At 57.8% G+C, this 19,173-nt stretch carries 20 protein-coding genes; 9 read left to right on the top strand and 11 right to left on the bottom strand.

What is annotated here, in order from left to right:
• Positions 1–20: 20 nt before the first annotated feature.
• The 6 genes from M8010_RS09605 to M8010_RS09580 all read right to left on the bottom strand — a co-directional run bounded on the left by M8010_RS09605 (position 21) and on the right by M8010_RS09580 (position 6,968).
• Positions 21–857, bottom strand: a complete 837-nt coding sequence (locus M8010_RS09605) for a (2Fe-2S)-binding protein (protein WP_250090735.1) — start codon at positions 855–857, stop codon at positions 21–23.
• Positions 847–2,874 (bottom strand): Fe(3+)-hydroxamate ABC transporter permease FhuB, encoded by a 2,028-nt coding sequence (gene fhuB, locus M8010_RS09600; RefSeq protein WP_250090733.1) that lies wholly within the window; start codon positions 2,872–2,874, stop codon positions 847–849. Before fhuB ends, M8010_RS09605 begins: the two co-directional genes overlap by 11 nt.
• Positions 2,864–3,796, bottom strand: coding sequence for an ABC transporter substrate-binding protein (locus M8010_RS09595; protein ID WP_250090731.1), 933 nt, complete (start codon positions 3,794–3,796; stop codon positions 2,864–2,866). The genes fhuB and M8010_RS09595 overlap by 11 nt, the downstream gene beginning before the upstream one ends.
• Positions 3,786–4,559 (bottom strand): ABC transporter ATP-binding protein, encoded by a 774-nt coding sequence (locus M8010_RS09590; RefSeq protein WP_250090729.1) that lies wholly within the window; start codon positions 4,557–4,559, stop codon positions 3,786–3,788. The genes M8010_RS09595 and M8010_RS09590 overlap by 11 nt, the downstream gene beginning before the upstream one ends.
• Positions 4,560–4,653: 94 nt before the next feature.
• Positions 4,654–6,444 (bottom strand): ABC transporter ATP-binding protein, encoded by a 1,791-nt coding sequence (locus tag M8010_RS09585; RefSeq protein WP_250090727.1) that lies wholly within the window; start codon positions 6,442–6,444, stop codon positions 4,654–4,656.
• Positions 6,445–6,515: 71 nt separating this feature from the next.
• On the bottom strand, positions 6,516–6,968 hold the full coding sequence (locus tag M8010_RS09580) for a YaiI/YqxD family protein (protein ID WP_250090726.1): 453 nt from the start codon (positions 6,966–6,968) through the stop codon (positions 6,516–6,518).
• A gap of 121 nt (positions 6,969–7,089) precedes the next feature.
• Between M8010_RS09580 and M8010_RS09575 the strand changes: the two genes are divergently transcribed.
• Positions 7,090–7,662 (top strand): histidine phosphatase family protein, encoded by a 573-nt coding sequence (locus tag M8010_RS09575; RefSeq protein ID WP_250090724.1) that lies wholly within the window; start codon positions 7,090–7,092, stop codon positions 7,660–7,662.
• Here the strand turns inward: M8010_RS09575 and M8010_RS09570 are convergent.
• Complete coding sequence (locus tag M8010_RS09570; RefSeq protein WP_250090722.1) at positions 7,659–8,393, bottom strand: tellurite resistance TerB family protein; 735 nt, start codon at positions 8,391–8,393, stop codon at positions 7,659–7,661. The two genes, M8010_RS09575 and M8010_RS09570, sit on opposite strands and share 4 nt — an antisense overlap.
• 223 nt (positions 8,394–8,616) lie before the next feature.
• Positions 8,617–9,081 (bottom strand): PepSY domain-containing protein, encoded by a 465-nt coding sequence (locus tag M8010_RS09565; RefSeq protein ID WP_250090720.1) that lies wholly within the window; start codon positions 9,079–9,081, stop codon positions 8,617–8,619.
• Between the two features lie 169 nt (positions 9,082–9,250).
• Here M8010_RS09565 and M8010_RS09560 point away from each other — a divergent pair, with 169 nt between their 5' ends.
• From M8010_RS09560 to M8010_RS09540, 5 genes are read left to right on the top strand one after another with little or no spacing between them, the layout of a single operon-like run.
• Positions 9,251–9,598: a PepSY domain-containing protein gene (locus M8010_RS09560; protein WP_250090719.1), complete on the top strand. Its 348-nt coding sequence runs from the start codon at positions 9,251–9,253 to the stop codon at positions 9,596–9,598.
• Complete coding sequence (locus tag M8010_RS09555) at positions 9,595–10,263, top strand: winged helix-turn-helix domain-containing protein (protein ID WP_250090717.1); 669 nt, start codon at positions 9,595–9,597, stop codon at positions 10,261–10,263. The genes M8010_RS09560 and M8010_RS09555 overlap by 4 nt, the downstream gene beginning before the upstream one ends.
• Positions 10,263–11,609, top strand: coding sequence for a sensor histidine kinase (locus M8010_RS09550; RefSeq protein WP_250090715.1), 1,347 nt, complete (start codon positions 10,263–10,265; stop codon positions 11,607–11,609). Before M8010_RS09555 ends, M8010_RS09550 begins: the two co-directional genes overlap by 1 nt.
• Entirely contained in the window at positions 11,596–12,183 is a 588-nt protein-coding gene (locus tag M8010_RS09545; RefSeq protein ID WP_250090714.1) for a class I SAM-dependent methyltransferase, read from the top strand. The genes M8010_RS09550 and M8010_RS09545 overlap by 14 nt, the downstream gene beginning before the upstream one ends.
• A gap of 36 nt (positions 12,184–12,219) precedes the next feature.
• Positions 12,220–12,729, top strand: a complete 510-nt coding sequence (locus M8010_RS09540; RefSeq protein ID WP_284048046.1) for a DUF2062 domain-containing protein — start codon at positions 12,220–12,222, stop codon at positions 12,727–12,729.
• Between the two features lie 28 nt (positions 12,730–12,757).
• On the opposite strand, the gene M8010_RS09535 is transcribed toward M8010_RS09540, so the two are convergent.
• From M8010_RS09535 to M8010_RS09525, 3 genes are read right to left on the bottom strand one after another with little or no spacing between them, the layout of a single operon-like run.
• Positions 12,758–14,032, bottom strand: a complete 1,275-nt coding sequence (locus M8010_RS09535; protein ID WP_250090711.1) for a sensor histidine kinase — start codon at positions 14,030–14,032, stop codon at positions 12,758–12,760.
• Positions 14,029–14,736, bottom strand: coding sequence for a response regulator transcription factor (locus tag M8010_RS09530; RefSeq protein ID WP_250090709.1), 708 nt, complete (start codon positions 14,734–14,736; stop codon positions 14,029–14,031). The genes M8010_RS09535 and M8010_RS09530 overlap by 4 nt, the downstream gene beginning before the upstream one ends.
• 16 nt (positions 14,737–14,752) lie before the next feature.
• On the bottom strand, positions 14,753–15,757 hold the full coding sequence (locus M8010_RS09525; protein ID WP_250090707.1) for a glycosyl transferase family 90: 1,005 nt from the start codon (positions 15,755–15,757) through the stop codon (positions 14,753–14,755).
• 105 nt (positions 15,758–15,862) lie between these two features.
• Here M8010_RS09525 and M8010_RS09520 point away from each other — a divergent pair, with 105 nt between their 5' ends.
• Genes M8010_RS09520 through M8010_RS09510 form a run of 3 tightly spaced genes read left to right on the top strand, consistent with a single transcriptional unit; the run spans position 15,863 to position 18,939 of the window.
• On the top strand, positions 15,863–17,821 hold the full coding sequence (locus M8010_RS09520) for an alkaline phosphatase D family protein (RefSeq protein WP_250090706.1): 1,959 nt from the start codon (positions 15,863–15,865) through the stop codon (positions 17,819–17,821).
• 47 nt (positions 17,822–17,868) lie between these two features.
• Complete coding sequence (locus M8010_RS09515) at positions 17,869–18,387, top strand: phosphate-starvation-inducible PsiE family protein (protein WP_250090704.1); 519 nt, start codon at positions 17,869–17,871, stop codon at positions 18,385–18,387.
• A 39-nt stretch (positions 18,388–18,426) separates the two neighbouring features.
• On the top strand, positions 18,427–18,939 hold the full coding sequence (locus tag M8010_RS09510; protein WP_250090702.1) for a copper chaperone PCu(A)C: 513 nt from the start codon (positions 18,427–18,429) through the stop codon (positions 18,937–18,939).
• The last annotated feature ends 234 nt before the right edge of the window (positions 18,940–19,173 follow it).

The raw sequence follows: 19,173 nt of genomic DNA, 5'->3' as shown, positions 1-19,173 counted from the left end.
GGCCGCGGGCGCTGGCGCGCTTATAGGCCTGGTTGCCATTGGCCTGGCCGTGGGCTCAGGTCTTGGCGTTTGAGAGCTGACAGTCGCTCCTTGCGATAGACCCCACAGGTGCCGCAATAGCCACCCCCTGGTAACAGATATTTCAGGCAGCACCCCTTACGCTGCGGGATCGCTGTGGCCTGTTCGCCGAATACCGCTGGAATCCAGTCGATGAAGTGGTTGGCGTCATTGCGAAACTCCTTTAGCCAACGCTGGGCGAGGCCACATGTTTCAGCAGGTTCTGCCAGATTCCACACCGCCGAGAATGGCGCCCCCAACCCCAGCCCGATGCTGCTCCAGTAGGCTCCGGGGCTTACCCCCAGTTGTTGCCTGAAAACGGGATACCAATTTTCTGTCTGTTTCCCGACCGAGCGCACAAAGTTTGCTTCATTGGTGGCAGCTCCGCCCGGGGCCTGAAACCAGCGCGATGCTGGCACTTCTTCACACTCAGCGACAGCGAGAAAGATGCGATCGGGATCGGGCAGGGGAGCCTGGCCGTCGTGGAAAAGCTGCAAGGTAAGCGGGGCAATAACGCTTAGCGCCAGATCCTGCTGAAGCACAGAAATCTGGGCCCGGACTGATCGAGAATCGGAGGCGTGCGGGTAATCCCTGCAGACTTGATCAATCAACAGTGTCGGCTGTTCCAGGCACTGTGCCAGCGAAAAGAGACCGCGGCGCTCTCTGGAAGAAGGTGGCAGTGCCTGGGCGAGCACGGTTTTTTGGTCCAGTCCGGCGGATGCCAGCAGCAGCGCGTAACATTTGGTCCATGAGCCTGTTGATCCTGCGTTTTCACTACCGAACTTTTCACTACCGACCATGGCGGCTCAACCCCCAGAGGAAATAGACGCCGCCCACCAACGCAGCCAGCAAGCCGGCCGGTAGCTGGTTGGGGAAGACCACAATCCGGGACAGGTAATCCGCCACGGCAAGCAGAAGGCCGCCTGCCAATGCTGCCACGATCATCTGCCGGCCGACGGTCTGCTGCCCCAGTACCCTTGCCAGGTGCGGAGCGATCAGCCCGACAAAACTCAGGGGGCCAATGACCACCGTCGCTGAGGCCGTCAATACCGCTGCGAGAAAAAGAAGCAGCAGGCGTGCACGAGACACGGAAAGCCCAAGGGACGCCGCGGCGGTGTCACCGAGGGGCAGAATCGTCAGGGGGCGCACAATTAACAGCAACAGGCTGCTGATCAGCACGATGAAACCCAACAGCCCGAATGCCTCGCTCTCGGAAATCAGCCAGGTGGAGCCGTACATCCAGTTCAGCAGCTGCGAGGCGACAGTACCGCCAGAGGCCATCACCAAACGTAGCCCCGCATCCATAAAGACGTAAAGTGCCAGGCCGCCAAGCAGCAATTGATTACCTGCAAACCGGTGTTTGCGGGCAAGCAGAATCAGCAGCCCCAGAGCGCCAGCGGCACCCAGGGTGGCTGCGCCAAGCTGGCCAATCCGGCTGATTTCGGCGCCGGAGAGAACAATTAATACCATTACCAGTGCAGCACCACCGCTGATGCCCAGCATTTCGGGGCTGCCCATGGGGTTGCCTGTCATCCGCTGAATCAGGGTGCCGGCCAGTCCCAGGGCCACCCCGGCAAGCATGGCCGCCAATAGTCGGGGGCCACGCCAGGCCCAGGCATCGTCCCATTGCGTTATCGCCATCCAGTTCCAGCCCTCCAGCCCCGGAGCCCAGCCCATGGATACAATCACTGTGATCAAAAGCAATGCGGAAATAACACCTGTAATGAGAACAGGTGATCGGCGTTTGGGCAGGAAGCCGGCAGGGCTGGATTCCTGCCCCGGCATGTGATGGGTGTTCCTGAAGCTCTGGAGAGCCAGCAGGATAACCGGGCCACCAATCAAGGCCGTGGTGGTTCCCGTGGGTACCAGCGAGCCATCGCCCCAGGTGGAGGCCCAGTGCGCCAGGGTATCGGCCAGAAGCAGCAACCCACCCCCCATGAGGGTGCTCCAAAGCAGCTTATTGCCCAGCGTTCGGGCGCCCAGCAATTTGGCCAGTACCGGTGCTGCCAGACCCACAAACGCCACCACACCAACCCGGCTGACGACAGTCGCCGTCATCAGTACAACCAGTAACAGGGCCAGTGCCCGAATCAGCCCGACCCTGGCGCCCAGGGCACTGGCGGAGGTCTGCCCCAGCTGCAGTAACTGCAGCGGCCGCATCAGCAGCAACATCAGGAGGGCGAGGACCAACACACGGGGCCATAGCTCCATGAAAGGCTCCCAGTTGTTCTGTACCAGCGACCCCGCGCCCCAGATAAACAAGTTGCCCAGCCATTCACCCTTGAGCAGCAGGAAGGCCATGTTCATGGCGCCCAGGAAGAAAGTAATCACCAGCCCCGCCAGAATAACGGTGACAGGAGAGAACCCGAGCCGCCAGGTGAGCGCGATTACCATCCCGATGGCCAGCAGACCGCCGCCAATGGCGGCCAGATCAGGGCTGAACGCCAACAGACCGGGCGCAAACAAGGTGGCCACGGTAATCCCGAACTGGCCGCCGGCCTCGACACCAAGCGTCGTAGGGGAGGCCAGTGGGTTGCCCAGTATCTGTTGAGTGACGGCCCCGGCCAGGCCGAGCCCGCAGCCAATCAGGATGGCGATGGACACCCGGGGTGCCCAGCTATAGTGGGCGAGTACCGACGAATAATTCTCCGGATCAAAGGTCCAGAAGGCTGAAACCAGTGCGCCGGCATCCAGTTCACCAAGCCAGGGGGCGGAGCTGGCAATCAGGGCGCCAAACCATAGAACGATCGCCGCCACCGGCAGTTTTGCGGGAATGGCAGGCCGGGCAGCCGGCAGGCTGGCTGACTCAGCGTACATTGTCGGAGCCTCCTTCCAGCAGGGCATCCGTCAGCATGGTGGCCAGCCGTTTCACCGGATAAACGCCACCGAATGGCCAGACGGCATCTATCTGATATATCTGGTTCCGCCTGACCGGGGGCAGGTAGGTCCAGAAGGGGCTGTTTGCCAACGTATCGGCCAGCCCTGGCAGAATCGGGTCGATGACTACAATGCGGCTGTTCCGGTAAGAGGCGATAGCTTCCAGTCCGACAACCGAAAACCCCCAGAAGTTGCCTTGCATAGGCCAGGCATTTGCAAGCCCGAGGGCATCCAGGGTGCGCTGGTACAGGCTGTTGGGTGCATAAATACGCACATGGCGGTCATCCAGGAAGTTCACCAGGGCCACCGGCCTGTCTGTCATGCCGGCCTCTTCCAGGCGTTGACGCTGAGTGTTCAGAGTCTGTTCGAGGTCTGCCAGAATGGTGTTGGCGCGGGCTTCCCGTCCGAGCATCTCTGCGAGTGTGGTCAGCATTTCACTGGCTTTCTCAAAAGGCCGGTGGCCTTCCTTGTACACGCTGATCACATAGGTAGGTGCAATCCGTTCAAGCTGGCGGGAGGCAGGCGCCATTTCCGAACTGGTGACGATCAGATCCGGCTGGAGCTCGGCAATGGCTTCCAGGCTCGGCGCTACCCGGGTTCCGATATTGGGAACGTCTGCTGGAAGCTTCGGCTCATTCACCCACACGTCGTATCCATCGCGGTCAGCCACTCCCACCGGCGTTACGCCGAGCAGCAGAAGGGCTTCGGTGGCAGCCCAGTTCAGCGCGATGATTCTTTTTGGGGGGGCATCCAGGTTGATGGTGCCGTACTCGTGTTGCCAGGTCTCGGCGCTGGCCGTTAACGCGACCAGGCCGGTGAACAGCAATGCCAGAAAGGTTCTGACGGAAACTTCAATGGACATAGGAGACCCATTGGCCTGGCGCACGCTCCATCACACCCATGGGGACGCCGTAGATGGTCTCCAGTATTCCGGAATCCATAATCTCCCGGGGGCTGCCGTCTGCAATCAGTTGTCCGGTTTTCAGTGCCACCAGCCGGTCGCAAAAGCGCGCCGCCAGGTCCACATCGTGCAGAACCACAATGACTGTCAGTTCCCTCTCTTCCGCCAGGCGATGTACCAGGCGCAGGGTTTCTACCTGGTGCTTTACATCCAGGGCGGAAATGGGCTCATCCAGCAGCAGGCAACGGGTCTGTTGCGCCAGTAACATGGCGATCCAGGCGCGCTGGCGTTCGCCCCCGGAGAGGGTGTCGACGGAACGATGTTGAAAATGATCAAGCCCGGTATCGGCAATGGCCTGGTCGATTAGTCGATGGTCCTCGTCGTTGTAGCGGCCAAGTGGCCCGCGCCAGGGGTATCGCCCAAGTGCGACGAGTTCCCGCACTGTCAGGCCGTCGGTACCTGGTGGATGCTGGGGCAGGTAGCCAACGGTACGGGCAAATTCACGCGCTCCGGTGGTTCGGAAGGAGCTGCCAAGCAGGCTGACATCGCCCGAGGAGGGTGACATCTGCCGCGCCAGAACTTTCAACAAGGTGGACTTGCCGGAGCCGTTGTGCCCGAGAAGAGCGGTAACCTCCCCCTCCCGGAACTCGAGGTTGATTTTCCGGAGGATAGAGGCCTCGCCAATGCTCACATCCAGGCTGGATACTTCGAAGAACGCAGACATGCAGGCTCCCATGGTTCTGAAGGCCTGCAGAATAATCTAAATGCGAATTACTATCAATGAGTCTCTTGTGTTTCTTCCGCGCTGATGCCTGGCTTTATGCCTGGCCGGTTTGTACCCGCCATTGGGCGGCATAGGCGCCGCCGGTTGCCAGCAGATCCTCGTGGCGACCGGACTCCACAATCCGACCTCCATCCACCACGGCGATGGTGTCGGCATCCACGATCGTGGACAGCCGGTGCGCAATCATGATGACGGTGCGATTGTGCCCGATGCGTTTCAGGGACCGCTGGATGGCGGCCTCGGTTTCATTGTCGACCGCGCTTGTAGCCTCGTCGAGTACCAGAATAGGCGGGTCTTTCAGCAATGCACGGGCCAGTGAAAGCCGCTGGCGCTGGCCACCGGAAAGCCTTACACCACGCTCGCCCACGGCCGTGGCAAGCCCTTCTGGCAACGCCTCGATGAACGACCAGGCTTCTGCCGTTTTGGCGGCTTCGATGATCTTTTCGTCGCTCGCCTCCGGGTAGCCATAGGCGAGATTGTCACGGATGCTACCCTCAAACAGGTAAACATCCTGGCTGACCAGCCCGATGGCTTGCCTCAGGGATTTGAGGCTGACCGACTGAATGGGTTGCCTGTCGATACGAATCTGGCCTCCGGTTGGGTCGTAGAAACGCAACAATAGCTTGATCAGTGTCGACTTGCCGGAGCCGGTGGCACCCACAAGCGCCAGGGTATTCCCGGCAGGGACCTGAACAGAGATGTCGTCGATACCGGCGCCGCTGGAGGGGTAGTGAAAGTTCACTCCCTCAAAAGTGACTTCACCTTTCACGGGTTGTTCCAGCGTGTCCTCCGAGTTGTCCCGAACATGCACCGGCTCGGCCAGCAGGTCCAGAATGCGGCGGGTGCTGGCCATGGCGCGCTCGAACAGATCGATCACTTCCGCAAGGCCGGTCAATGGCCAGAGCAGCCGTTGGGTGAGGAACACCAGGACACCGTAAGCGCCCACGTTCAGGGAACCTTCCAGCGCCATCATGCCGCCAACGGTAAAGGTGGCCAGGAAACCCGCCAGAATCGCCATGCGGATAACCGGGATAAACGCCGAACTGATACGAATGGCTTTGCGGTTGGCATCAACATAGGCTTCGCTACTGGCCTTGAGGCGTTCGGCTTCACGCTGTTCCGAGGTAAAGCTCTTGATAGTGGCAATGCCGCCCAGGTTGTTGGCCAGGCGGCTGGACAGGTCGCCGACCTTTTCCCGCACATCTGCGTACAGTGGGCCAGCCTTGCGCTGGAAATAGAAGGCGCCCCAGATAATCAGCGGAATGGGCGTGAATGCCAGCAGGGCGATCAGCGGTGACAGCACGAAGAACACCGCACCCACGGCGACGACGGTCACCACTACCTGGATCATGGCGTTAGCGCCGCCATCCAGGAAACGCTCAAGCTGATTGACATCGTCGTTCATGGTGGCGACCAGCTGGCCGGAACTGCGTGCTTCGAAAAAGCTCATATCCAGCTTCTGAGCGTGTTCGTAGGCGTCTTGCCGCAGATCGGATTGCAGCCGCTGGGCCAGATTGCGCCAGAGAATCTGGAACAGGTACTCGAATATGGATTCGCCAGCCCAGATGAAGAAGGTGAGGACGGCGAGAATGGTGATCTGTTCCTGGGCGGTCTCGAACCCCAGGCCAGCGACGAAGCTTTCTTCCTTGTTAACCACCACATCGATGGCGATACCGATCAGGATTTCCGGCGCAATGTCGAACAGCTTGTTGATAATGGAGCAGGTGGTTGCGGCAATGATCTGGCGCCGGTAGCCCCGGGCATACCTAAGCAGGCGGCCGAGCGCGGCAAAGCTGCTGGTGGTGTGAGGGGAAGACTCTGTCATGGTTCGCTCCGCTTGCGCCAGAAAAGCAGCAAGGGTAGCGGATTTGCCCGGCCATTAAAACAGAATCATTATCACCTGCGGGTGTTCCGTTGCAGCCAGCGGTCCAGTTTGTCGGCGAACTCCTTGCGGTCGGTCTGGCTGAAGGGGGCAGGGCCGCCGGTGACCTGGCCGGCATTTCGCATTTCTTCCATGAAGTTGCGCATGGCCAGGCGCTGACGAATATTTTCCTTGGTGAAGGCCTGGCCGCGGGGGTTAAAGACGTCTGCGCCTTTTTCGATGGCTTCGGCGGCCAGGGGGATGTCCTGAGTGATGACAAGGTCGCCTTTCTCCATCTGATCCATAATGTCGTTGTCGGCCACATCAAAACCCTGGGGGACCTGCCGGCGTTTGATGTAAGGGCTCGGGGGCAGGGTGATGGCGTGGTTGGCGATGAACGTGGTGTCGACCTGCCAGCGGGTGGCGGCGCGGCAGAGAATTTCCCGGATGGGAACGGGGCAGGCGTCGGCGTCGACCCAGATCGGCATGGTTTGGTTCCTTCGTTGGTTTGGCTCTGAGTGAAGTTTACCTTCTGTTGCGGTGAGCCCGGTAGGTGTCAATCACGTATGAATTAACATGTGACTGGATTGGATGGGGGAGTCATTGATCATGACCGGTCGGGTAATTCTGATAGCGATGCTGAGTGTGTTCCTGTCGTCATCGGCAATCGCTGCAGGTGGCGAGTCAGAGGCCTGGAATGCCCTCCGGGAGGGGCGGGCGGTTCTGATGTTGCGCCATGCCCTTGCTCCGGGCACGGGCGATCCCGCCAACTTTAAAGTCGACGATTGCAGCACTCAGCGAAACCTGAACGAAACCGGCCGCGAGCAGGCGAGGGCGTGGAGGCCGTTGTTAGCGGAGAACGGTATTGATGAGGCGAGGGTGTTCAGCAGCCAATGGTGTCGTTGCCTGGAGACGGCGCGGGAAATGGATGTGGGGCCGGTGAAGGAGATGGAATCACTGAACTCTTTTTTCCGTAATCGCGGCGACGGGCCGATGCAGACGCGGCAGACGATTGCGATTGCGAACGAACTGGAACCCGGCCCGCCGATTGTGCTGGTGTCTCATCAGGTCAATGTGACAGCGCTGGCGGATGTGTTCCCCTCGTCTAACGAGGGGGTGATTATGGCACTGCCGCTGTCTGACAACCCGACCGTGCTGGCGCGGGTTTTTCCCGAGAACTAGCGGGTTGCGTTCAGCACCTGGTGCTCCAATTCGGCAGCAAGAGGCGGCTCCAGTTTAAGGGCTTCGGCTAGCTGATTCAGCCAGGCACGTTCCATGGGGTTTTGTTCGTCGACCATCGCCACGCTGACCACATAGATTTCCCGGCTGGCCTGGGGTGAGTCGGCGCTTCGGGCCAGGGCATTGGCGTCCAGTGGGGCGTTAAACTGCTGCTGAATCCAGGCATGAAGCTCGTCGTCCGGGCCCAGGCTTTCGATTTCGCTGGTGAGCATGGCGCGTTCTTCACCATCAACATGGCCGTCGGCGCGGGCAGCCATAATCATGGCCTGAAGTATTTCCAGCCCGCGCTGTTCCTGGGCGCTGCCCTGAAGCTGTTCCAGGGGCTGACCTTCCTGAAGCTGGTTAGCCGGTGCTGCAGCCTGATTGGACGATTGCGATTGGTAATTCTGGTAGGCCTTCCAGGCCAACACACCTACACCGGCCAGGGCCCCATACTTCAGTGCGGTACCACCCATTTTCCGGCCGCGCTTGGAACCCACCATCATCCCCAGCGCGCCCCCGCCAAGAAGACTTTTGATATCAATGCCACCAGAACCACCGCCCTTGGAGCTGCCGCCCTTGAATTGGGATGCAAACTCTCCAACCATGCGATTTACGTCGGTTCCGCCACCCGTGCGGCTCTGGCTGCCAGAGGCCTGGTTCATCAGTTGGTTCAGTATTTTCATGGCATTCATCGGTTTGCTCCTGGTCCGTCATTGCGGGTTGGTAGCTGTGTGGCTGATGCAATAGGGCTTTGCGAGCCTGGCTATAGCCAGGCATCATTTTGCATATTATCATCACAACGACTCATCGCGTACGAGTCTCGCTCTAGAGTAGTATTCACCGCGGGTACCCTCGCATGACGGGCATGCTAAGTACCCGGAGATTGCGTTGATTTCCAGATCACTGATTCGAATCTCAGCTATCCTGCTCCACACTCACCGGCTGGGTGTTACCGCGGCGAAAATCCACTTCCAGCTCCAGGCCGTTTTTGTCATAGCCCTCAACTTCGATATAGCCGCTGGTATCAATCTTGATTTCTTCAACCCGGGTCATACCCTCCGAAAGCGATGCCTCCATAAACTGTCGGACTTCGTCTGCGGTCATTCCCCAGGGGCCGTCGATACGTCTGCGACGTTCCTCCTTGGTAATGGCGTTTTCCTGGCCGATGTTCAATTCAACCAGCCAGTCGCCGTCGACCCAACCTTCAACTTCGGCGCGTCCGTTATCGTCGGAGTCCCGCTCGATTTCAACGAAATGCGTTATGCCGTAGTTTGTACCATGATCAAGTACCTGGCTGAGACCGGTTCCATCGTCAGCCGCGTGAGCCGTTGGCGCCAGAGCCAAGCTGGTCACCAGAGTCGTCGTTAAGATCAGTTTCATGGCGTTTCTCCTTTGTACTGCTTTAATTGAATACAAGCTGGCGGTTAACGTCGGAACCTTTCCCGCCACTGCAATTTCAGACTAACGATAAGCGTATTGCCCGGGAGTGATCAGGTTGTTCATGAACCATTCATCTGGATTCGGGCAAACTGTACCTATGAAAAAATCAATGCTGCAAAGACGCGAACATGCGATTCCGTTGGCCGCGCTCCTGATGATGGGTATGCTGGTGCCGGCGTTTCTTCCGGCACTGGCGGATGATGATGACTGGCGAGGTCTGCACGAAGAAGTGCAGGCGGGTCGTATCACACCACTGACAGAGATTCTGGATCGCCTGTCCCGTGACTACCGGGGGCAGGTAGTCGATGTGGACCTCGAAGACGATGGCAGTGCCCGTTATTACGAAATCGAACTGTTGGGCCCTCAGGGACAGGTTGTGGAATTCGAGGTGGATGCCGTGACCGGTGAGTTGATCGGCATTGAGGGCAACAACATTGAAGAGATGAAGCGCCCATGAAGGTCCTGCTGGTGGAGGACGATCATACCCTGGCCAAGGCGCTGACCTCTTCGTTGGAGTCAGCCGGGGTGCTAGTTGAGGCGGTAGGAGAAGGCCAGGCTGCGGATCTTCTGCTATCGACCGAGCGCTACGATGCTGTGGTGCTGGATCTGGGGCTTCCGGACGGCAGCGGCACTCACTGGCTCTCCGGCTGGCGTGAGCGTGGCCTGGACGTGCCGGTGCTGATTCTTACAGCCAGGGAGCGCTGGTCCGACAAGGCAGCGGGGTTCACCGCCGGCGCCGATGACTATGTCACCAAGCCTTTCCACACCGCGGAAATCCTGTTCCGTCTGCGGGCCCTGGTCAGACGCAGTCATGGTCATGCCCATCCGGTGATTGCCGTCGGCGACATTTCGCTCGATACCCATAGCGGGCAGGTGACTCTGGCGGGAATGCCGGTTTCGCTGACTGCCCAGGAACTCAGGTTACTGTCCCATCTGGTGCAATCGGCTCCCAGGGTGGTGAGCCGGACCGAACTGTCCGAATATGTGTATGACCGTGATCAGGAACCGGACTCGAACGTGATTGATGTGCAGATCAGCCGATTGCGGCGCAAACTCGGCAGCGACTCTATTGAAACGGTCCGGGGCCAGGGTTATCGCATGTGGGAGGTTACGGGCAAGTGATGACCCGTTCTTCCCTGCGTCATCTGCCCATTGCCACCCGTTTACGGGTATCAGCCCTGGTATTGGTGCTGGTGGTGCTGCCTGTCGCCGGTTCCATACTCGCGTGGAATTTCCGTGAAGCGGTCAACAGCGCCTTTGAACAGCGCCTGGAATCCCTGCTGAACGTGGTGCTGGCAAGTGTTCGTTATGACCCGGAGACGGACACCCTGGTCAGCAACCGGCAGCTTGGCGATGCGCGCTTCGAGCAGGTGTTTTCCGGCTGGTACTGGCAGGTGCGCAGCGAGGGCTCCTACGCCATCACGTCGCGCTCCCTGTGGGATCAGAGGTTACCGGTCACCAAAACCAGGGGAATGGATGTGCGCACTATCGCCGGACCAAGAGATGAGTCGCTGCGGTTGGTTGAGCGGGACGTCACATTGCCCAACCTGGACGCCAGGCTCCATATAACTGTGGCGGCGGACCTGAGTGAGGTTCATACCGAAGTTGCCCGGTTCTGGGGACTGCTGGTGGCATCACTGGTTATCCTCGGCTTGCTGCTGGTCGGGCTCACCGCACTGCAGATACGCTGGGGGCTGGAGCCCCTGCGGCGATTGGAGCGCAGTCTAGACGCTGTCAAACAGGGCCGCCTGAGCGCTCTGGATACCGACCTGCCCGCCGAACTGGCGAGGTTATCGAAAGCCATCAACACGGTGCTGAAACGGGATCAGACGTTGATAGAGCGCGGCCGAAGTGCGGCCGGTAATCTCGCACATGCGATGAAAACGCCGGTGTCGGTACTGATGACCACGACCGAGCAACTGCCGGAACCGCAAAGATCCGACATGCAGGTGGAACTTCAGCGGCTGGATGAAGCTGTCAGGCACCACCTGGCCCGAGCATCCGCGGCCGGGCCGGTAACACTGGGTGCCGAACAGGACGTGGACAAGGTGCTGGTACCGGTAATCACTGGTATTGAGCAGCTCAGTCGCCGTCGCGGGCTTGCATTCAGTCACGATGTGAAGCCAGGAATTCGTGCGTGGATAGAACCCCAGGATCTGCAGGAGTTGGCGGGCAATCTTCTGGAAAATGCCACCCAGTGGGCACGAACCAGATTTTGGATGCAGGTTCGCTTTAATACCAATGGGCTTGAATTTTCCATTGACGACGATGGTCCTGGAATGTCTGAACAACAACGTAGCCAGGCACTGGAGCGCGGCGGACGTCTGGATCAGACCCGGCCGGGATCAGGCCTGGGTCTGGCCATCGTGCGGGAGCTGGTCGATCTCTACGGTGGCGAACTGGCGCTGTCCGAGTCACCGCTGGGAGGGCTCAAGGTTACTGTCACACTGCCCAATGACGGCCAATGATTATTTGCGAATGGGAGAAAAATGGATGTCGCAAACCTTACGATTTCTGAGGCGCTTTATCTCGGCGCCGCAAGCGATTGGCAGCATCGTGCCCAGCTCACCTGCCCTCGTCGACGCTATGCTGGAAAAAATCGTCTGGAGCAGAGTAAATACAGTGGCGGAGCTCGGTGGCGGAACCGGTGTGATAACAGCCCAGATTAATGGACTTAGATCGCAAGATTCACGATTTCTGTGTTTCGAGAATGATTCAGATATGCATCTGGACCTGCAGCAAAAATTTTCAGATGTGATTCTTGAGGAGGATGCGATTCAGTTAAAACATACGCTGGAAAGACACCGAATACCGGGCCTGGATTGTGTGGTGTCGGGGCTTCCATTGCTCAATTTTTCCTCGACAGTGCGGCGCCGCCTACTTTCGGATATTCACGAATCGTTGAATCCTGGCGGTCTTTTCGTTGCGTTCCAGTACACCCGGCAACTCCAGGCCTTTCTTCTGTCAACGTATGATCAGATCGAACGCCATTATGTATGGGCCAATGTGCCGCCGGCATTCGTCTTCCTTTGCCGGAAGTAATTCACTGGTGGGCGTTTGCGTTCTGGAAAGAATAACATGAAAAATTCGCTTACTCGGGTTCAGCCGTGGTTTCGCACCAGATTCAGGCAGTGGTTGCGGCAGAATCCCAAGTCCCTGAGGCTACTGCGCAGATTTCGATGTTTCGGCACGGATACGGAATCAATGAGTCGCGGCCTGGCAGTTGGTCTGTTTTTTGGACTGACCCCGACGGTCGGGTTCCAGACTCCGCTGGTACTGGCGTGTTGTCTGATGCTTCGTGCCAATTTTCTGATTGCCTTTGCCAGCACCTGGATCAGTAATCCTTTAACCGTTGCACCACTGTATCTGGCATTCAACTGGTTGGGGGACAGCATTATCGGGCCGATTACCCTGTCAGAAAGTACCACCAGCAGCTATCCGTGGCTCAATCTGTTTTTGGAAGAGGGGCTTCAGATGACCATTGGCAGTCTTGTGCTTGCAATACCTGCAGCCTTCCTGGGCTACTTGTTGGCAAAGTATTGGGGACCAAGAATCTCAAGCTCTTTCCCTACCGCTGAAAAGCCGTGAAACGGAAGCCGGAACCGCCAGGTTGCAGTCACCCAAGCTGGAACAGAATGTCGATCTGTGTGCCAGTTGCGCCACTGCGTTGAACGCGAGTTTGCCAATTCAGCCGCTCACAGATCAGGCGCACAATGAATAAGCCTAGCCCTTCCTCCGGTACTGTAAGCTCGTCTGCGTCACTGTCCAGCTTTGCCCGAACATGTGAGGGCAGGCCCTCTCCGGTGTCTGATACGCTCAGTCTGTCGTTATCAATACTGACGTAAACGCAGCCCCGGGTATGCCGCAGTGCGTTCTGGACAAGGTTTCGCAACAGCATGTGCACCAGTGTCTGATCTGCCTCAATAGTCGCTGGCTCCCTGGTAACTGTGTGCTCCACTCTTCCTGCATACTCCGGCGTACTGTTCTCCAGCTCTTGTTTCACTCGATGCACACAAAGCCCCAGGTCAACAACGCCGGGTTTGTCCTGGCCCGATGAACGATGCGCCAGTTTCAGCAAGGCATCGACATCTGCATGCATCTTATCTGTTGCCTGCCGAATCCTGTCCAGTGTTCTGCGGTTTGCCGGGTTGTCCGGGGCACGTTGATCAATGACATCCAGCGCGCCGGATATGACAGCAATGGGCGTACGTAGTTCATGGCTGGCCAGGCTTACCAGGGCTTTTTCCCGGCGCACATAGGTGTCAAGCTCCTTGAGCATCTCGTTCAGTACACGGGCAATTTCATTGAGTTCCTCATCGGCGTATTGCGCAGGGATGCGTTTTAACGAGCTGTCTGGCCGAATCGTCTTTATCTGCTCGGAGAGGGTTTGCAATGGACGGATGATGCGTGCAGAACCAAGCTTGGCGAGAGCCAGACTGATGGCAAGCATGCTCAGGGCGAACAGGATGAAAGTGACTTGCTGGAAGCTCTCTTCCTGTCTTTCCAATAATGTAATGTCCTGGGCCAGGTAAAGCACGCCCGGGGCGCTCTCGGTACGGGCAATGGAGATGAGATAGGTTTTATCCTCAATATCCACTTCGTCGGCATAGGGAATGGGTCTGCCACGGAACAGGCTGGGAATTTCCACGTCTGTCGCAGCCTCTGGCACGAAAAGCACGATTACAAGTGCCGATGTCCATGAGCTTACCTGGTCTCCGGCGATTCGTTCCTCAAAATAGGCGCGCTCAGCGGCCAAGCCAATGTTCAGGCTTGCCTCCTCGAGATCCTCATAGATGATTTCGCTGACGAACAGTGTGATGGCTACGTTAATGACGCCGATGAGTAGCATGGCGCGAAATAGTCGCCGGGACAGCGAGCTCTTACGGCTCATTTTGTCATTTCTCTGCCGTCTGATTCCCGTAACTCCAGACGGTACCCGCGGCCGTGGATGGATCGCACCATAGAGTGGCCAAACTCTCTCTGCAGAGTCTTGCGCAGGGTGTATACGTGAGTGCGTAACGTGTGTGTGTCGCCTTCGTCGATTCCCCAGATCACGTTACTCAATTCCTCATGGGAGACAAACTTCGGATAGCTCCGAATCAGTGCCTCTAGGATACGGCATGGGGCGCCTGACAGTTCAACGGCATGCAGGCCCCGGTAGCTGACCTGAAGCGTATCGGGATCAAAAGAAAGGTTTCCTGCAGTGAGTTCGGCGTTGCCACTGGCGGCGCGGCGGCGGGATAATGCGTCTATCCGCAGTTGCAGTTCACGAAGTGCAAAGGGTTTGACAAGGTAATCATCGCCCCCGAGCTCAAAGCCCTCCTCTTTGTCCGGCATTGCGCTTTTTGCGGTCATGAAAATGACCGGGGTGTCGCATCTCAGATCCTGGCGCATGCGTTTGCAAAGCTCGAAGCCGGACAAACCGGGCAGCATGACATCCAGGACAACCACGTCATAGCTCCGGCTGGAGAGCAGGTGCAAGGCAGTCAGCCCATCGGCCGCAAAATCGAGGGAGTAGCGGCTTTCGCCCAGAAACTCGAACAGGTTCTCCGCCAGGGCGGTTTGGTCTTCAACAATCAATAGTCGGGTTTGCACGCAACCGTTTACCTTTTCAACTGACCTTTAGACTGGGAAGGTTATAAACCTCCTGTCCGCTCAGTTGAAGGTATTTCTGTATCACCAACAGTGCAATGGTTTGTTCCATTTGCTGGTCAAAAAACTTCTCCACATAACGGTTGGCGTTGGCAATGATGGCTTCGGCCTCGTCGGGATGATCCTGGTAGTATCGGACTTTTTCCGGTAGGTCGGAATGGTCATCGGCCAGTTCCACGTAGTGGTAACCGGGCACCAGCGCACCCTCCATAAACCAGGTTTCAAAGCGCGGCCGGCGCATCAGGCACAGGGAATTGGAGGCCATAATCCACTTGAGGTTGGTGGCCACATCAATGCCCTCCACGCTGACCACGAACTGATACCGCAGCTGCTCCTCAACACTCAGGAAGTCCTTGTGGTAGGGCTGGGGCTCGGCTTCCTTGTGCTGGGTGCAGCCAATGTCGCAAAGGGGGTGGTCGATAAAGCGGGTGGCAAAATCGATGCGGTGCTGCCGGTTGGACTTGCCCCGCCATACCGCCAGAGGCTTTTTCTGGCGAAACGGCGTCGGGTCCTCAACAAACTGGTAATGCCGAACCGAGTTGAGTTTGAGTAATACTGAGTTACGGTTAGACCCATCCCGGCGAACGGGACGGCTTTTCACAAAACGCGGGCTGTTCGGGATTTCGGTAACGTCGCCGAACTGGTAATCCACTTTACGGTCCCGGGGGAAACATTGGATGAGGTTGCGAAAATCGTAGCAGTAAGCGCTACTCTTGCCGGCGAAGGTAAAGTCTCCGGTGGGTTCTGCACTTGAAGACAACGTGAACGTTGCCGACAGGCGATTGTAATAGGCAACCCTGGCGTCGATGGCTGCCTTGCGTTCTGGTGTTTCGGCTTCGTATGCTGCCATCAGCAGGTCACACTGCCGTTGCCAGTAAGCCCGGGGAACCAGGGAGCGTATCGCGTTACCGGAGTAGTAACCCAGTTTGTGAAAGTTCTTGGATAAATTGTCACCGAATCGCATTGTTGTCGCCAGACGTTGGTTGAGTCGCTTTCACCGTAACGGGCAACGCTCAAGGAAATGTCAGATAAACATCAATGAAACATCAAAGTGTGTCAGGAGTATTAAATGGTTGAGCGGTCTTCGAAGTCCCTGCCGCCAGTATTGGCCGGGCCGATTCTCCGGCACACCACATTCAACCGGCTGACGCTCTGGCTGGTCGGGTCCTGCTCGCTCACACTGAGGCTGCGCCTGCATCTGCCTCAATCCAGTGAACCGTGGTTGGACCGCGTACTGACGGAAGAAGATGTTGCAAGGGTGAGGTTTGGAGCCTTTGCCTACCTGTATCTGATCGACGTTAAACTCAGCGAGGCATTACCGGCAAACACCCGTATTGGCTACGACCTGGGTGTGTCGGTGGCCGATTCGGATTCCGATGGAAGCGGAGAATCCTGGATACGGGACTGGGCGCCCCACCTGTGCCTGCCGGAAGCGGACCGCCCCGATTTTACGATTCGTGAACGGCTGGACCGCCTGGCCCATGGCTCCTGCCGGCGGCCCCATTCCACCGCCGCCGATGGGCTGGTAAGGGTCGACCAATTGCTGATTGAAGCCCAGGGTGATATTGCAGAACGGCCAGGGTTGCTGATGATGACCGGCGACCAGATCTACGCCGATGATGTGGCTGGCCCCATGCTGCGGGCCATACACCACCTGATTGACCGCCTGGGCCTTTATGACGAAGCCCTCACCGGGGGTTCGATCAGCGACAGCAAGGCGTTGCGGGAGAACGCAGACACCTACTTCCACCGGGAAAAACTGCTCCCGGACGTGCGAAGCAACGAAGCACTGATCGAACGGTTCTTCGGCGGCGTGCGCAAACCGGTGTTCACCACCGCCAGTGCCCACAACCATCTGATCTCCCTGGGCGAAGTCATGGCCATGTACCTGCTAGTGTGGTCGCCGGTCTGCTGGGAACTGGTGGAGCAGGACCAACCCGAGCTGAGCTCAGAGGATGCAACGGCCTACCAGGGTCAGCAAGCCATCATAGACGATTTCGTGGCTGGTTTGCCTCGCGCGGCACGGGCACTGGCGCACCTGCCCACCTATATGATATTCGACGACCACGATGTGACCGACGACTGGAACCTGTCCGCCCTGTGGGAGACCACCACCTACGAGCATCCGTTCTCCCGGCGCATCGTCGGCAACGCCCTGGTGGCCTACCTGCTGTGCCAGGGCTGGGGCAACAACCCCGACGCGTTCGACGACATCATGCCCGCGATCAGGGAACTGGCTGCGTCGGCAGAGCAGGGTGGCGTGTACGATCAAACCGGGCAGGACCAGCTGATCGAAACCCTGCTGCAGTTCCAGCGATGGCACTACACGCTGCAGACCTCGCCCAGAATCGTGGTGCTGGACACCCGCACCCGCCGCTGGCGTAGCGAACTCAACCGCGCCCGGCCCTCCGGACTGCTCGATTGGGAAGGCCTGACCGAATTCCAGCAGGATGTGATGGGCGAAAAGGCGGTGATTGTGGTGTCGCCCGCGCCCATGTTCGGGGTGAAACTGATCGAAGCCATCCAGAACGTGTTCACCTTCTTCGGCAAACCATTGCTGGTGGACGCTGAAAACTGGATGGCCCACCGGGGTGCCGCCAGCGTGCTGCTGAACATCTTCCGCCACTCCCGTACCCCGGAAACCTTTGTGATTCTCTCAGGCGACGTTCACTACTCCTTCGCTTATGATGTTCGGCTTCGCCACAGGCCAGACCGGCCCAGAATCTGGCAGATCACCAGCAGCGGTATCAAGAACGAATTCCCCCATACTCTTATGGAGTGGCTGGACCGGATCAACCGCTGGCTCTACGCACCCTGGTCGCCATTAAACTGGTTTACCAAGCGCCGGCGCATGAGGGTAACCCCCCGGGAGCCTGAAGGCCGAGAAGCAGGGGAGCGGCTATGGAACAATGCTGGAATTGGTATGGTCGAGCTGGATGAAGAAGGGGCACCCACCAGCATTCGTCAGTTGAACTCACGTTCTGGTGGAACACGATTTTTAAAGTCTGAGCCCCCGAATGGCCGCTAGCAGATTCCTGTTTTCTGGTACCATCGCTGTCTCAAGGGAGAGATTGAATGGCCGATCACGATAAAGATGTAACTCCTGCTCAGTCACCACCGCCAGACAGGCGGCATGAACTGCACCAGGAGCTTCCGGTTGATTTTCCTGATCCGTTTTTCCGCAGCCTGCACCGGGTTATCCGCTTTGCGATCCGGGTGCTTGCAGTACTGATGGTCGCGGTCATTCTCTGGGGTGTTGGTGATGTTATTTACATCATTTACGACAGGCTGATCACACCACCTTTTCTGCTTTTGAATATCAACGATATTTTCTACACCTTCGGCGCCTTCATGGCGGTGCTGATCGCGGTGGAAATCTTCATTAACATACGGCTATACCTGGGTACCAATGTCTTCCCAGTGCAGTTGGTTGTTGCGACTGCCCTCATGGCCATCGCCCGGAAAGTCATCGTGCTGGATTTCGATACGCTGACGCCCATGTACCTGATCGGAATCGCTGCAACTACACTGGCGCTCGGAGTTACCTATTGGCTGCTGAGGCAGGGTAACCAGTACCACGAATGGGATGACTGATTTCACCCTACTGATCACAAACCTATAAAGAGAGACTCCATGAAAACACTATCTACGCTGGCCGCCAATGTACTGCTAGGCCTAAGCATCCTTGCAGGCACGCTTTCCACCAATGCGTTTGCCCGGGAGTACACCGAAGGCAAGGTCACCATTGATCACCCCTGGAGCCGCCCCACACCGCCCGGCGTACCCATGGGCGTTGGCTATATGAACATCACCAACGATGGCGACAGCGATATCACCCTCATCAGCGCAGCTACCGCCAGGGCGGAAAATGTATCCATCCACGAAAGCACCATGAAAGACGGCAACATGAGCATGCGTCCGTTAAAAGATGGCTTGGCCATTCCCGCTGGCGAAACCGTGGAGCTCAAACCCCACGGTTACCACCTGATGCTTGAAAAGCTGAAAGGCCCGTTGAAAGAAGGGGAAAGCATTCCGCTGACTGTGATCTTTGACGGCGCTGAAACCATGGAGGTGGAACTGGATGTTGAGCCATTGGATGGAGGGATGAAAATGGAAGGGCAGGGAATGGATCACTCCGGGCATTGATTGGTGTTGGCTGGGGTTATACGAACACGTTCGCAAAACCGCATATTCTGCATTCGGGGTGCGCGCTCTAACGTTATGAACTATATTGGTTTTTTGGTGCAGGATTCGTCAGGGTGCCTGGAGTTATACAAATGCTGGATATACGACCGGAGTTATACGAACGCGTTCGTATAATATGCTGTTAAATTTTTTGCCGCACCCTCATCGACTATGCTGTAATACATTGTAGTTATC

It is taken from the genome of Marinobacter sp. ATCH36 (assembly GCF_023555055.1).
In the GTDB taxonomy this organism is placed as follows: Bacteria; Pseudomonadota; Gammaproteobacteria; order Pseudomonadales; family Oleiphilaceae; genus Marinobacter.
The sequence above is the reverse complement of the archived record's forward strand: the minus strand, read 5'-3'. Positions and strand labels throughout refer to the sequence as shown.

Bases quoted from the DNA above. Each gene is read 5' to 3' on its own strand.
- M8010_RS09605 (WP_250090735.1), bottom strand. From the start codon at position 857: ATGGTCGGTAGTGAAAAGTTCGGTAGTGAAAACGCAGGATCAACAGGC.
- fhuB (WP_250090733.1), bottom strand. From the start codon at position 2,874: ATGTACGCTGAGTCAGCCAGCCTGCCGGCTGCCCGGCCTGCCATTCCC.
- M8010_RS09595 (WP_250090731.1), bottom strand. From the start codon at position 3,796: ATGTCCATTGAAGTTTCCGTCAGAACCTTTCTGGCATTGCTGTTCACC.
- M8010_RS09590 (WP_250090729.1), bottom strand. From the start codon at position 4,559: ATGTCTGCGTTCTTCGAAGTATCCAGCCTGGATGTGAGCATTGGCGAG.
- M8010_RS09585 (WP_250090727.1), bottom strand. From the start codon at position 6,444: ATGACAGAGTCTTCCCCTCACACCACCAGCAGCTTTGCCGCGCTCGGC.
- M8010_RS09580 (WP_250090726.1), bottom strand. From the start codon at position 6,968: ATGCCGATCTGGGTCGACGCCGACGCCTGCCCCGTTCCCATCCGGGAA.
- M8010_RS09575 (WP_250090724.1), top strand. From the start codon at position 7,090: ATGACCGGTCGGGTAATTCTGATAGCGATGCTGAGTGTGTTCCTGTCG.
- M8010_RS09570 (WP_250090722.1), bottom strand. From the start codon at position 8,393: ATGAATGCCATGAAAATACTGAACCAACTGATGAACCAGGCCTCTGGC.
- M8010_RS09565 (WP_250090720.1), bottom strand. From the start codon at position 9,081: ATGAAACTGATCTTAACGACGACTCTGGTGACCAGCTTGGCTCTGGCG.
- M8010_RS09560 (WP_250090719.1), top strand. From the start codon at position 9,251: ATGCTGCAAAGACGCGAACATGCGATTCCGTTGGCCGCGCTCCTGATG.
- M8010_RS09555 (WP_250090717.1), top strand. From the start codon at position 9,595: ATGAAGGTCCTGCTGGTGGAGGACGATCATACCCTGGCCAAGGCGCTG.
- M8010_RS09550 (WP_250090715.1), top strand. From the start codon at position 10,263: ATGACCCGTTCTTCCCTGCGTCATCTGCCCATTGCCACCCGTTTACGG.
- M8010_RS09545 (WP_250090714.1), top strand. From the start codon at position 11,596: ATGACGGCCAATGATTATTTGCGAATGGGAGAAAAATGGATGTCGCAA.
- M8010_RS09540 (WP_284048046.1), top strand. From the start codon at position 12,220: ATGAAAAATTCGCTTACTCGGGTTCAGCCGTGGTTTCGCACCAGATTC.
- M8010_RS09535 (WP_250090711.1), bottom strand. From the start codon at position 14,032: ATGAGCCGTAAGAGCTCGCTGTCCCGGCGACTATTTCGCGCCATGCTA.
- M8010_RS09525 (WP_250090707.1), bottom strand. From the start codon at position 15,757: ATGCGATTCGGTGACAATTTATCCAAGAACTTTCACAAACTGGGTTAC.
- M8010_RS09520 (WP_250090706.1), top strand. From the start codon at position 15,863: ATGGTTGAGCGGTCTTCGAAGTCCCTGCCGCCAGTATTGGCCGGGCCG.
- M8010_RS09515 (WP_250090704.1), top strand. From the start codon at position 17,869: ATGGCCGATCACGATAAAGATGTAACTCCTGCTCAGTCACCACCGCCA.
- M8010_RS09510 (WP_250090702.1), top strand. From the start codon at position 18,427: ATGAAAACACTATCTACGCTGGCCGCCAATGTACTGCTAGGCCTAAGC.